Raw genomic sequence first — 12,227 nt, forward strand, 5'->3', positions numbered from 1 at the left:
AGGTGCGCCAAAGACAAAGGGCGCGGATTCGTCCGCGCCCTCATGGCTCAAGCACTACGCAGGAGCAAGCCTCAGAAGCTTACTTGACCCCGTCGCGTTCCATCCGCTTGCGCTCCATCTTGCGGGCGCGGCGCACGGCAGCGGCCTTTTCGCGGGCGCGCTTTTCCGACGGCTTTTCATAGTGACGACGCAGCTTCATCTCGCGGTACACGCCTTCGCGCTGCAGCTTCTTCTTGAGCGCGCGCAGGGCCTGTTCGACGTTATTGTCGCGGACGAGAATTTGCATAAACCGACACACCTCACATACGAAAGGCAAGAACCCCGCTGAACTCTGGCGCGGGGGAGCACCTTTGCGAATTAGCAAACGAAAAACGGGCCGAATCCGCAAGGATCGGCGCGAACCGGCGGGCGGCTAGCAGAGTCGGGGAGACAAGGCAAGCCGGGAATAACCCCCGGATGAACCGCTTATACCCCAAACTCGCCCCCATTCCCATTGCGAATCCGCGCCGGAACGGACGAGTCTGCACCTTTGCGCCGCGCGGGGCCGTGCTAGAAATCGTGTCCAGCCGCAATCCCTTGGGGGAGATTGCCGATGTACACCGCACGTAACCGGCGGGCTGCAACCCCGCCGAACATCACGCCGCGCATCTCCGCGGAGCCATCGCGCCGGCCGGCTTTTCCCGCCGACGTACTTATCCCGCCGCACCGGGGCGCGGTGGCGCAGCAGGTCGATCTCGCCGGACAAGCAGCGTCCGAACCGCAAGCGGCAGCGCCGACAGCGCAGCGCCAGGCCCGCAAACAGGTCGCCCCGCAGAAGGTCCAAAGCAAGAAGGAACGCGCCCGCAAGGCCCGGCTTGTGCGCAACAAGGCCCGCGCCGCGCGCAAGGCCAAAGCGTCCAGGCCGCGCAAGGACAAGGTGGCGGCAAGAATCGGAGCGCCCCGGCCAACCGGTCAGCCGCTGACCACGCCCCCGGTGATCGCCCTGCCGCAGCTTGCCGAACCGCTGGTCGAAACCGCGGCCTGCGCCGCGCTTGCACAAGCTCCCCACCCGTCTGCCGCGCCCCAACCCCTGCCGCGCGCGCCAGAAGGAAGCCGCCCGGCAGATCCTCCGCCTGCCGGGCGGCCCTCCACTTCCGGAACGGCGCTGGCCATCCCGCGTCCGCCGCTGGTAATCCAGCTGGCCGAATGGATCGACCGGCGCCTGCGCGAAGTGTGGCGCGCGCTGGGCGGCCAGCCGCCGCGCAAGCACCGCTCAAGGCCGCGGGCACGCGTTTCCTCGCATCCCAATGCTTCGCCGCAGCGCCAGCCGCCGCCGCTCGCGGCCGAGGAACTGGCCCGCCTGCGCGCCGAAAACGCCGCGCTGCGCCGCCAGCTCGAAGCCCTGTTGGCCCTGCGCGAACCGCTGACCCCAGCCTGATCCCGGACCCGCTTCGTCGCGAAACCGTCACAGCCCCGCGGCATTGCTGCCGCATGGATGCCGTGTTCATTGCAAATCCGGAGCGGGCCTCGCTTTCGCCGCTGGCCCGGCTTCGCCAGCTGCGGGCGATCGGCGCGCTGCTGATCGTCCTCGCTCTGGCGCCATTCTGGGCCTGCATCAGCGCAGCCCGCCCTCGCCGGGCACTGGAACGGGCCGCATGGTGCATACTGCTCAGCGGCTTCGGAATTGCCGTGCGCCGGCATGGCACCCCTGCGAGCTCCGGCCGGGTGCTGACGGTTGCCAACCATATCTCATGGGTCGACATCGCGGTGCTGGCCCGCCTGTGCGAAGGCGGCTTCATCGCCAAGCGCGAGGTTGCGGGTTGGCCGGTGATCGGCGCGCTCGCACGCCGACTGGGCTGCGTCTTCATCGACCGCGAAAGCCGCAGCGCGGTGCAATCGGCGGTTGCGGAGCTGAGCGACTATGCCCCCGAAACCGGTCTGATCATGTTTCCCGAAGGCACGACGGGCGAGGGCGGCGCGCTACTGCCCTTCCGCAGCAGCCTGTTCGCCGCCGCCGGGCCGCGCTGGACGCAGATCCAGCCGGTGACGCTGGCCTATCGCCGCCGCGATGGCGCGCCGCTTTGCCCGGTGGGCCGGCGCCGCATCGCCTGGCTGGGTGATGACGCGCTGCTCCCGCATGCCATGGCGCTCGCCGCCTCTGGCGGGGCGCGGATCGACGTCTGGTTCGAGGCGCCGCTTTCGCCCGCCCCGCGCAAGGAACTGGCCCGCGCCTGCGCCGATGCGATCGGCGCGCGGCTGGCCGCGCTGGAGCAGGCCGATCAGGCCGCGACGCTGAAACGCGCGGCATAGCGGTCGGTAATCTTTTCGACCGGCATGACCACGCAAACGTCGACCGTGTTGAAGGCATGGTCGGCAAACACGCCCTCCCCCACCATCGCACCGACCCGGAGGTAGGCCTTGACCAGCGGCGGCAGCGCCATCACCGCGCGGCGTGGATCGTAGTTGCCGGGGGCCAGCGGAGCCCACGGCGCGGCGCGCTCGGCCAGCACGCGCGGGCACAGCTGTGCCGGTGCCAAGTGGTTGTCGAACAAGTAGGACAGGCCCGCCGCATGCACCTGGGCATCGGTGCCGGGGAATGAGGCGCAGCCGAACAACAGGCCGATCCCGTTGCACGCGATATAGTCGCTGATCCCGCGCCAAAGCAGCGAGATGGTCGCGCTGGTGCGGTATGGCGGCAGCACGCAGCTGCGCCCGAGTTCAAGCAGTTCGCCCCCTTGCCCCAGTGCAGTGCCGAGCGGCCCAAGATCGAATTCGCTGGCGGAATAGAACCCGCCGTGCCGCCGCGCCACGCTTTCGCGCAGCAGGCGATAGGTGCCGATCACGCTAGGTCCTTCGGGTGCATCCTCGTCGGTCACCAGCAGGTGATCGCACAGCGGATCGAAGGCATCGGCATCGAGCCCGATCGCCGCCCCGACTTCTGCCGTCGCGCCCATTTCGTCGAAGAACACGTCCCAGCGCAGCCGCTGCACCGCTGCAAGATCGTCCTCGCTGCGCGCAAGGCGCAGCGAAAGGCGCCGCTTTGTGCCGTCGATAGTCGTGGTCTGTTCCATGGCACTTGCCCCCGAACCGGTTTGGCCGGTTTTACTTTCGGGATGTGACGGGGCCTTTGCGGTGCGGTTATCGTTGTGTGACAGTGCTACAATTGCGCGACGATAAGATCTGTGGTTCTTGCCAGCCAGGACGCGCCGGGGGATTTTCATGCACACCAGTTTCATGCTGGCCGACTGGGCCGTGCTGGGCGGCTATGTGCTGCTGCTGGCGCTGGCGGGCTGGCTTTCGACCCGGCGGGGCCTGGCCAGCCGCGAGGACTATTTTCTGGCCGGTCACCACGCGCCGACCTGGCTGGTGGCGGTGTCCGTGCTTTCGACGGTGCAATCCGCCGCAACCTTCCTCGGCGCGCCGGATTCGAGTTACCGGGGCAACTTCACCTATCTTTCGGGCGTGATCGGCGCGCTGCTGGCGGCGTGGATCGTGGCCCGCGTGCTGATCCCGCGCTTCTATGCGCTGGGCGTGACGACGGTTTACGAACTGCTTGAGGCGCGCTTTGACGTGCGCGCGCGGCGCGCTGCGGCGCTGATGTACCTGATCGGGCGGATCCTTGCGAGCGGGTCGCGACTTTACCTCGCGGCGATTGCCGTCTCGATGATCCTGTTTCTCGACGTATCGCCCGCGCACATCACCATCGCGGCCTTCATCCTGCTGCTCTTTGGCCTGGTCTTCACGTTCATGGGCGGGCTTACCTCGATCATCTGGAGCGACCTGGTGCAGGTTGTGCTCTATGTCGGCGCGGCGCTGATGGTGGCGATCTACCTGTGGCAACTGCTGCCCTACGATTTCGCCACCGCCGTCGACCTGCTGCGCCACGCCCCCGGCGGCGACAAGCTGACCGTGATCGATCCCAGCCTGAACCTGTCCGCGCCCTTCGGCATTTTCGCGGTGCTGACCGGAGTGACGCTGCTCAACGTCGGCTCGTCCGGGCTCGATCAGGACATCACCCAGCGGCTGATCGCCTGCCGCGATGCCCGGCAGGGGAATGAGGCACTATACCTCGCCAACTGGGTTTCGCTGCCGGTGATTGCGCTGTTCCTGCTGATTGGCGCGCTGCTCTGGCTGCACCACCCCGATGGCGGCGCGGCGGCGGGCAGCTTCAAGGGTGAGAAGGTCACCGTGTTCATGCACTTCATCCTGACCGAGCTGCCGCCGGGGCTGCGCGGCCTCGTAACTGTGGGGGTGATCGCGGCGGCGGCGATCAATTCGGGACTGATCTCGATGGCATCGGTGCTGGTCAACGACCTATACCGCCCGTGGAGCGAGCGCCATGGCGGCCATAGCGAACGGCACTATGTTCGGGCCGGGCGGATCGCCTCGGTGCTGCTGGGCTTTGCCCTGTTCGGCATGGCGATCCTCTCATTCTACTGGCAGCGCTATGCCGATTCCTCGCTGCTGGAATTCGTGCTGGGTGTGATGGCCTTTGCCTATTCGGGGCTGATCGGGGTTTACGGCGTGGCGCTGTTTTCGCGGCGCGGCACCTCGGGCAGCGTGATCGCCGCCTTTGCCGCCGGGTTCCTGACCGTGCTGGCGTTCCAGCCCTATGTGATCGACAGCCTGGGCCTGCCCGATGCCCTGCGCGGCGTCGCTTTCCCTTGGCAATTGGTGATCGGGACGCTGGTCGCGGCCGCCGTCTGCCTGGTCCCTTCCGGCAAGGGAGTGGCGCTGGACGCGGCAAGCGGCTAAGGCGCTGGGCATGAACCCACCCACTTTCCTTGGCTCTTCGGTCCTTGTCGCGCTTGGCGGCGGGCTTGGCGCATGGCTGCGCTACATCGTCAGCCGCGTCTGGATCGCGGCCATCGGCCCCATCGCGGCCAGCGCTTTTCCCTGGGCGACGCTGACCGTCAACGTTGTCGGCAGCTTTGCGATGGGCTTGCTGGCGGGTTGGCTGGCGCGACATGGTAGCGGCGGCGAAAGCTGGCGCCTGCTGCTGGGTGTGGGCGTGCTGGGCGGCTTCACGACCTTTTCCGCCTTCAGCCTAGAACTGGTGAGCATGATCCAGCGCGGCGCGCTGAGCAATGCCGCGCTTTACATGGGACTTTCGCTGGCTGGCGGGATTGCCGGGCTGCTGCTGGGCCTGACCGCAATGAGAGCGCTGGCATGACCGAGACCGTTCGCCAGTTCACCGTGGGCGCCGACGATGATGGCGTCCGGCTGGACCGCTGGTTCAAGCGCCACCTGCCGCAGGTCGGCTTTGCCACCGTCAGCCGCTGGGCGCGCACCGGGCAGATCCGGGTCGATGGCAAGCGCGCCGACGTGGCCGACCGCCTGGCCGCAGGGCAGGTCCTGCGCGTGCCGCCGGGCGGCGAACAGGATCCCGCGACGCGCAAACCGCGCGAGCGCAAGCCGCTGACCGAGGCGCAGATCGAACTCGCCGATTCGATGGTCATCACGCAGGACCGCGCCGCGATCGTGCTCAACAAGCCGCCGGGCCTCGCCACGCAGGGCGGCAGCGGCACTTATGAACACGTCGACGGGCTGCTCGATGCCTATGCACCCGATGGTCCGCGCCCGCGCCTGGTCCACCGGCTCGACAAGGACACTTCGGGCGTCCTCCTGATCGCGCGCACTCCGGGCAGCGCGGCGTTCTTTTCCAAGCGATTCTCGGGCCGCTCGGCGCGCAAGATCTATTGGGCGCTGGTGGTCGGCGTGCCGGACATCGAGGACGGCCTGATCGACCTGCCGCTGGCCAAGCAGCCCGGTACCGGGGGCGAGAAGATGATGGTCGACAAGTCCGAGCACGGGCAGCCCTCCAAGTCGCGCTACCGCGTGCTTGACCGGGCGGGCAACCGCGCCGCCTGGGTGGAACTGCAACCGCTGACTGGCCGCACGCATCAGCTGCGCGTCCACATGGCGGCAATCGGCCACCCGATCGTGGGCGATGGCAAGTATGGCGGGCCAGACGCGTTCCTTTCGGGCACGATCAGCCGCAAGATGCACCTCCACGCGCGCCGGCTGATCATCGACCATCCCGATGGCACCCCGCTGGATGTGATTGCCGAGCTGCCCGAGCATTTCGCCGCTTCCATGGCCAGCCTCGGCTTCGATCAGGCCGACGGCGCCGCCCTGCCCGATCCGCCCAGGGTGGAAACGCGCGAGGCCAAAAAGGCCGCCGCCAAGGCCCACGCCAAGCAATACCGCAAGGAACGCAAGGGCGAACGCCGCTCGCGCGGGGAGGCCAGCGACGGCCCGCCGCGCAAGAGCCGCGGGCCGACCAAGGGCAAGGGTTCGCCTAAACCGACTGGAAAGCCCGCGCCGCGCAAGCCTGCTGGCAAACCGGCTGGCAAGCCCGCAGCCCCGCGCCGCCCCTCCGGACGTCCCGCACCCAAGCGCTGATGCACCCCAACGCCGCCTTTCGCCGCCCGGACCGCGCGCTGCTCGAAACGATGATCGAGGAGATCGGCTTCGGCATGGTCTTCGCCGCCACGCCAGATGGCCCGCGCGTGGCCCACGTGCCCCTGCTGTGGACCCGCGATGGCGCAGTGCAGTTCCACCTCGCGCGCGGCAATGCGCTCACGAAGCACCTCGACGGGATGACCGTGCTGGCCGTGATCAACGGGCCCGACGGCTATGTCTCGCCGCGCTGGTATGCCGATCAGGGCCAGGTGCCGACCTGGAACTACGTCGCGCTCGAACTCGAAGGGCGGGTGCGGCGGATGGACAGCGACGGCCTGCTCGGCATGCTTGAAGCGCTGTCCGACCTGCACGAAGCTCGCGTCGAAGGCGGCGAGCCGTGGACCATGGACAAGACCCCGCCCGAGAAATTGCGCGGGCTGCTGGCGGGAATCGTCGGGTTCGAGATGGAAGTGCTGGCCTGGCGCGAAACCCTCAAACTGAGCCAGAACAAGAGCGCGGACGAGCACGAGCGCGTTGCCGCCGGGCTTGAAGCGCAGGGCGCCACCGCCATCGCCCAACTGATGCGGACGCTGGGTTCATGAGCGTAAGGCTGGCGATCTTCGATTGCGATGGCACGCTGGTCGATGGCCAGGCTGCGGTGTGCAACGCGATGGATGCGGCCTTTGCCGAATGCGGCCTGCCCCTGCCCGACAAGCACCAGGTGCGCCGGATCGTCGGGCTCAGCCTGCCGCAGGCGATCCGCATCCTGCTGCCCGATGCCAGCGACGAACAGCGCGGGCAGATCGACGCCGCCTATCGCAGCGCCTTTCGCACCGCGCGCGAAGCAGGCGCGATGAGCGAGCCGCTCTACGACGGGATCCGCGAACTGCTGGACGCGCTGCGCGATGCCGGCTGGACGCTGGGTGTCGCCACAGGCAAGGCCCAGCGCGGGCTGGATCACTGCCTTGCCACCCACAGCCTGACCGGTCATTTCGCCACGCTGCAGACGGCGGACTATCACCCGTCCAAGCCCCACCCATCGATGATCGATCAGGCGCTGGCCGATACGCTGGCGCTGGCGGAAGATGCCGTGATGATCGGCGACACGATCTACGACATCCAGATGGCGCTCAATGCCGGGGTCCGCGCGATCGGGGTCGATTGGGGCTATCATACCCCCAACGAACTGATCGCCGCCGGCGCCGATGCAATCGCCACCAGTCCCGCCCACTTGCTGGAGTTGCTGAAATGACCCCGGACCCGAGCGCAAAAGACCCGGCCAAGTCGCGCTTCCTTGTGCTGCAGGTCATGCGCCTGTCGGGCGCGGTTCTGGCGATCTTCGGCCTGTCGATCCTGGCGGGCAAGATTGACCTGCCACGCATCGCCGGGGTGGCCTTGTTCCTGGTCGGCCTGTTCGACCTGCTGGTCTTCCCGATGATCCTGATCAAGCGCTGGAAGACGCCGAACCCATGAAACGCTTCTACAAGTCCGTGGCCGTGGCCGCCGATGGCCAGGGCTGGCGCGTCACGCTCGATGGCCGCGCGATCAAGACCGTGGGCGGCCGCGCACAAGTGGTGCCGTCCGCCGTCCTGGCCGATGCGCTGGCCGCGGAATGGGCCGCGCAGGGCGAGGAGATCGACCCCGCCGCCTTCGTGCTTCGCGACATGGCCGACTATGCGCTCGACGTCGTCGCGACTGACCGGGACGCGGCGATTGCCAGCCTGCTGCGCTTCGCGGAGACCGACACGCTGTGTTACCGCGCCGAGGATGGCGAGCCGCTGCTCGAACGCCAGCAGGAACTGTGGGAACCGCTGCTCACCGCCGCAGAGGCGCGCTGGGACATCCATTTCGAGCGGATCGGCGGGATCATCCACCGCCCCCAGCCCGCCGAAACGCTGAAACGGCTGCGCGGCGTGCTGGCGGCGCTGGACGACTTCACCCTTGCCGCGCTCAACACGCTGGCGTCGCTGTCGGCTTCGCTCGTCATCGGCCTCGCCGCGCTGGAAGATGGCGCAGAAGCAGAGGCGCTGTGGGCGCTCGCCAACCTCGAAGAGGATTGGCAGGCGGACCTGTGGGGCAAGGATTACGAATATCTCGAACGGCGTGAGCGCCGCCTGGGCAATTTCAGCGCCGCAATCAACTTCGCGCAGGCAGCGCGCGGCTGACTGGCGGGCCTAGTTGCCCAGCCAGTCGGCCACCTGGCTCGCCACGTCGTTCGCCGCGGTGTTGAGCGCGGGGCCAACTTCGGCGGGCTTGGGCGCCACGTTCGGCACTACCGCCTCGAACCGGCGCGTGATCACTTCCCCGGTCGCGCTGGTGCGCAGGGCATCGAAGCGCACCACCACCGAACCGGTCCGCGCATCATAGCCCATTTCGACCAGTTGCCCGGAAAGCCGCACGCCGGGCGCGCCCGCAGTCTGCCCTTCTTCCAGCACCAACCGCCCGGTGCGCGCGCGCAGCGTTTCGGCCAGCAGGTGCGTGAACATCCGCGCGGGCCGTTCTACCCACTGCACGTCCTTGAGATAGGCGATCTGGGTATCGTTGACCTGAACCGGAATCCGCACCGTCGAAAGCCGACGATCCGCTTCGGGCTCCATCACCAGGACCATGTCCGAGGACTTTCCGCTGGCAGTCGTCCCGGCCTTGGGCATCTCGGTTGCGGTGAGGCCGAGCAGGGAGGCCGGAGCCTTGCTGCCGCCCAGCCCAAGGCATCCCGGCAGCGCCATCAGCGCCAGCAGCGCGGGCAATACCCGCAGGTTTCCGGTTCGCATCAGGGGCATGGTCACCCTTTCACTCCTGGCCAAAGTCATGGTTTGTAATCCGGCAGTTTCTGGCCGCCCAGCACCGCACCCGCACCCTGGTCATTCAGCCGTTCGGTCATTTCGCGCAGCGTCTTGGTGGTCGCGCGCAGATCGCGGATCGCGGCTTCGGCTTCGGGAATGGTGTTATCCGACAATCGGCGCACCGCCGGGCGCGTGTCCGAGATCAGCCCTTGCAGCTCCTTGGAAGCCTTGTCGATCGAGGCCAGCGACTGGTTGAACTGCTTGACCATCTGCTTGCCGTCGCCGTTGATCAGCGCATCGGCGGAGCCGGCGGCTTGCTGGAACTGCGCGAGCGCCAGCTTGGCTTCACCCAGGGTGTCCTGCAGTTCGACCAGCGTCTTTTCGACCTGCGGCGCGGCATTGGCGAGGCTGCCGGTCATCCGGTCAGTATTGGACAGGATGTGTTCGATCGCAGCCTGGTTCTTGTCGGAAAAGACCATGGTCAGCCGCTCGGTCAAGGTCGCGAGCCGTTCGAGCAGGACCGGCGCGGAGTTGAGCAGTTCGCCCAGCCCGCCGCGTTTGGTCGGGATCACCGGCACGCCTTCCGGCCCCTTTTCGGAAATTGGCGGCGCGCCGCGCGTGGCCCCTTCAAGCTGGATGTTGGAAGTGCCGGTAAAGCCGCTTTGCATCGTCGCCGTGGTGCCGATCAGGATCGGCACGTCATCCTTCACCGCGATGCGCACCCGAACGAAGCTGGGATCCTTGGTCCATAGCTCGATTTCCTTGACCTGGCCAACCGGCACGCCGGAGAAGGTCACCGAGGAACCCTTCGACAAGCCATCGACCGATTGCTTGAAGAAGATGTCGAATTCGCGCTGGTTGGTTTCCCCCAGCCGGGCGATCCAGATAATGAAGGCCGCAAGCAGCGCCAGCATCGCGAGCGTGACAACGCCCACCCAGACATGATTGGCCCTTGTTTCCATCGCCGTCCTCTATGCCCCCGTGCCTGCGGGCTTGTCTATCGCATTGCCGCCCGAAACGCCGTTTTCTGGCAGCTGTCCGCGATGCCACGCCGCCTCGGCCGCGCGGCCGCGCGGACCGTTGAAGTATTCCTGTATCCAGGGGTGATCGAGCGCGAGCAGCTCGTCGATCGTGCCCACCGCAATCACCCGCTTGTCCGCGATCACCGCCACCCGGTCGCAGATCTCGTGCAGGGTATCGAGGTCGTGGGTGATCAGGAACACCGTCAGACCCAACGTTGCCTGCAATTCCTTGGTCAGCTTGTCGAAGGCCGCCGCGCCGATCGGATCGAGGCCGGCGGTCGGCTCGTCGAGGAACAGCAGTTCGGGATCGAGCGCCAGAGCGCGCGCCAGCCCCGCGCGCTTGCGCATCCCGCCCGACAATTCGGATGGATACTTGGCCGCGGCTTCGGGCGGCAGGCCCGAAAGCATGACCTTGAAGCGTGCAATCTCGTGGCGCAGCCTGTCGTCGATCTCGGGATAGAATTCGCGCAAGGGGACTTCGACGTTTTCCGCCACGGTCAGGGTCGAAAACAGCGCCCCGCCCTGGAACAACACGCCCCACCGGCTGCGAATGTCGATCGCGCCGCCGCCGTATGAGCCAGGTTCCATGTGCTGGCCCAGCACCTCGATCGTCCCGGCGGTCGGGCTTTGCAAGCCGATGATCGAGCGCATCAGCACCGACTTGCCGGTACCCGATCCGCCGACCACGCCGATGATCTCACCGCGCCGGACCTTGAGGTCGAGCCCTTCGTGGATAACGTGTTCGCCGAACGCATTGGTCAGGCCCTCGACCACGATCGGGAAATCGCCGGTGTAGTGGATGTCGCTCATCCCCAGCCCACCTCGGTGAAGAACACCGCGAAGAACGCGTCGAGCACGATCACCGCAAAGATCGCCTGGACCACCGCAACGGTGGTGCGGTGGCCGACTTCCTCGGAATTCCCCTTGACCTGCATCCCCTGATAGCAGCCGGTCAGTGCGATGATCAGGCCGAACACGGGCCCCTTGATCAGTCCGACCCACAGGTCATAGGTGGGGACGACTTCCTGGATGCGGGTCAGGAAGGTCAGGAACGGGATGTCGAGCGTCAGCGTCGAAATCGCCGCACCGCCGATGATCGACAGCAGCGCCGAATAGAAGCCAAGCAGCGGCATCACCAGGATCGCGGCCAGCACCCGCGGGATCACCAGCGCCTCCATCGGGGAAACGCCGATCGTGCGCATCGCGTCGACCTCTTCGGTCAGCTTCATCGTCCCGATCTGCGCGGCGAAGGACGAGCCGGACCGACCCGCGACCATGATCGCGGTCATCAGGATGCCCAGTTCGCGCAAGCTAATCCGCCCGACCAGGTTGATCGTCATTTCGCCAAAGCCAAGATCTTCAAGCTGGACCGCGCCCTGTTGCGCGATAACGATGCCGACCAGGAAGCTCATCAGCCCGACGATCGGCAGCGCCGTGACCCCGACAAGTTCCACTTGCCGCACCACGGCATTGACGCGCAGCCGCGAGGGACCGAACGAAATCTTCCATGCCGCAATCAACATCGCGCCGAGGAAATCGAGGATCTGCAAGGTGCCGGTGCCAAGCCGCGCGACGTAATCGCCCACGAAGGCCGGGACCCGCTGCAGCAGCGGCGCTTCCACCGGCACGATCGCCGCTTCGCCCTGCATTAGGCGCAGCGCGTCGATCAGGCGCTCGGCTTCTTCGCTGGCGCCGGTGATCTGCGCGGCATTGTCGCGCGCCAGGCGCCAGACGATCCAGGCACCGGTCGTGTCGATCTCGTCCACTTCGGACAAATCGATCCAGCGAACCGGCCCTTCCAGTGCGCGCAGGCGCGGATCGAGCTGGCCGACGCTGGCCACCACCAAGGGTCCGATAAAGGCGACAGTCAGCGCGCCATCGTCGTCCGCTTGAACAGTAAAGTCGGCCAGGTCGCGCATCGTGGATGCGGTCATGCGGGAAAATCCGCGCCGCGACAAGCTTGCCAGCCATGCGGGGCGCTGGCAAAGGCGCGAAACCATGACCGAAGCAACGCTCGACAAGACTTTCGACCCCGCCG

At 67.0% G+C, this 12,227-nt stretch carries 15 protein-coding genes; 9 read left to right on the forward strand and 6 right to left on the reverse strand.

Annotation, left to right across the window (positions count from 1 at the left end; genetic code table 11):
- Positions 1-79 precede the first annotated feature (79 nt).
- Complete coding sequence (gene rpsU / locus ACE3SN_RS13500) at positions 80-286, reverse strand: 30S ribosomal protein S21 (RefSeq protein WP_088310185.1); 207 nt, start codon at positions 284-286, stop codon at positions 80-82.
- Between the two features lie 306 nt (positions 287-592).
- Here rpsU and ACE3SN_RS13505 point away from each other — a divergent pair, with 306 nt between their 5' ends.
- Both ACE3SN_RS13505 and ACE3SN_RS13510 read left to right on the forward strand, forming a co-directional pair.
- Positions 593-1,417 carry a hypothetical protein gene (locus tag ACE3SN_RS13505; RefSeq protein WP_374530835.1) on the forward strand — a complete coding sequence of 275 codons (825 nt, stop codon included), beginning with the start codon at positions 593-595 and terminating at the stop codon, positions 1,415-1,417.
- 62 nt (positions 1,418-1,479) lie between these two features.
- The gene (locus ACE3SN_RS13510) at positions 1,480-2,289 is read left to right on the forward strand and encodes a lysophospholipid acyltransferase family protein (protein ID WP_374530837.1); all 810 of its coding nucleotides are present in this window, start codon (positions 1,480-1,482) and stop codon (positions 2,287-2,289) included.
- On the opposite strand, the gene ACE3SN_RS13515 is transcribed toward ACE3SN_RS13510, so the two are convergent.
- Positions 2,259-3,050, reverse strand: coding sequence for a GNAT family N-acetyltransferase (locus ACE3SN_RS13515; RefSeq protein WP_374530839.1), 792 nt, complete (start codon positions 3,048-3,050; stop codon positions 2,259-2,261). The two genes, ACE3SN_RS13510 and ACE3SN_RS13515, sit on opposite strands and share 31 nt — an antisense overlap.
- Before the next feature lie 148 nt (positions 3,051-3,198).
- Here ACE3SN_RS13515 and ACE3SN_RS13520 point away from each other — a divergent pair, with 148 nt between their 5' ends.
- From ACE3SN_RS13520 to ACE3SN_RS13550, 7 genes are read left to right on the forward strand one after another with little or no spacing between them, the layout of a single operon-like run.
- Positions 3,199-4,734 carry a sodium:solute symporter gene (locus ACE3SN_RS13520; protein ID WP_374530840.1) on the forward strand — a complete coding sequence of 512 codons (1,536 nt, stop codon included), beginning with the start codon at positions 3,199-3,201 and terminating at the stop codon, positions 4,732-4,734.
- Positions 4,735-4,744: 10 nt separating this feature from the next.
- A complete protein-coding gene (gene crcB, locus ACE3SN_RS13525) occupies positions 4,745-5,152 on the forward strand; it encodes a fluoride efflux transporter CrcB (RefSeq protein ID WP_374530842.1) in 408 nt (135 codons plus the stop codon).
- Positions 5,149-6,384: an RluA family pseudouridine synthase gene (locus tag ACE3SN_RS13530; protein WP_374530844.1), complete on the forward strand. Its 1,236-nt coding sequence runs from the start codon at positions 5,149-5,151 to the stop codon at positions 6,382-6,384. Before crcB ends, ACE3SN_RS13530 begins: the two co-directional genes overlap by 4 nt.
- On the forward strand, positions 6,384-6,986 hold the full coding sequence (locus tag ACE3SN_RS13535) for an FMN-binding negative transcriptional regulator (RefSeq protein WP_374530846.1): 603 nt from the start codon (positions 6,384-6,386) through the stop codon (positions 6,984-6,986). Before ACE3SN_RS13530 ends, ACE3SN_RS13535 begins: the two co-directional genes overlap by 1 nt.
- The gene (locus ACE3SN_RS13540; RefSeq protein WP_374530848.1) at positions 6,983-7,636 is read left to right on the forward strand and encodes an HAD-IA family hydrolase; all 654 of its coding nucleotides are present in this window, start codon (positions 6,983-6,985) and stop codon (positions 7,634-7,636) included. Before ACE3SN_RS13535 ends, ACE3SN_RS13540 begins: the two co-directional genes overlap by 4 nt.
- Positions 7,633-7,857, forward strand: coding sequence for a hypothetical protein (locus ACE3SN_RS13545; protein WP_374530850.1), 225 nt, complete (start codon positions 7,633-7,635; stop codon positions 7,855-7,857). Before ACE3SN_RS13540 ends, ACE3SN_RS13545 begins: the two co-directional genes overlap by 4 nt.
- On the forward strand, positions 7,854-8,549 hold the full coding sequence (locus ACE3SN_RS13550) for an ATP12 family chaperone protein (protein WP_374530852.1): 696 nt from the start codon (positions 7,854-7,856) through the stop codon (positions 8,547-8,549). The genes ACE3SN_RS13545 and ACE3SN_RS13550 overlap by 4 nt, the downstream gene beginning before the upstream one ends.
- A gap of 9 nt (positions 8,550-8,558) precedes the next feature.
- Here ACE3SN_RS13550 and ACE3SN_RS13555 read toward each other — a convergent pair whose 3' ends face one another.
- The 4 genes from ACE3SN_RS13555 to ACE3SN_RS13570 are packed head-to-tail and all read right to left on the reverse strand — an operon-like array spanning position 8,559 to position 12,108.
- Complete coding sequence (locus tag ACE3SN_RS13555) at positions 8,559-9,164, reverse strand: ABC-type transport auxiliary lipoprotein family protein (protein WP_374530858.1); 606 nt, start codon at positions 9,162-9,164, stop codon at positions 8,559-8,561.
- Positions 9,165-9,190: 26 nt separating this feature from the next.
- Positions 9,191-10,129 carry an MlaD family protein gene (locus ACE3SN_RS13560; protein ID WP_374530854.1) on the reverse strand — a complete coding sequence of 313 codons (939 nt, stop codon included), beginning with the start codon at positions 10,127-10,129 and terminating at the stop codon, positions 9,191-9,193.
- 9 nt (positions 10,130-10,138) lie between these two features.
- Positions 10,139-10,999 carry an ABC transporter ATP-binding protein gene (locus tag ACE3SN_RS13565; protein WP_374530856.1) on the reverse strand — a complete coding sequence of 287 codons (861 nt, stop codon included), beginning with the start codon at positions 10,997-10,999 and terminating at the stop codon, positions 10,139-10,141.
- Positions 10,996-12,108 carry an MlaE family lipid ABC transporter permease subunit gene (locus ACE3SN_RS13570; RefSeq protein ID WP_374530860.1) on the reverse strand — a complete coding sequence of 371 codons (1,113 nt, stop codon included), beginning with the start codon at positions 12,106-12,108 and terminating at the stop codon, positions 10,996-10,998. Before ACE3SN_RS13570 ends, ACE3SN_RS13565 begins: the two co-directional genes overlap by 4 nt.
- Positions 12,109-12,227: the final 119 nt, after the last annotated feature.

This window comes from Novosphingobium sp. (genome assembly GCF_041915465.1).
Classification (GTDB): Bacteria; Pseudomonadota; Alphaproteobacteria; order Sphingomonadales; family Sphingomonadaceae; genus Novosphingobium.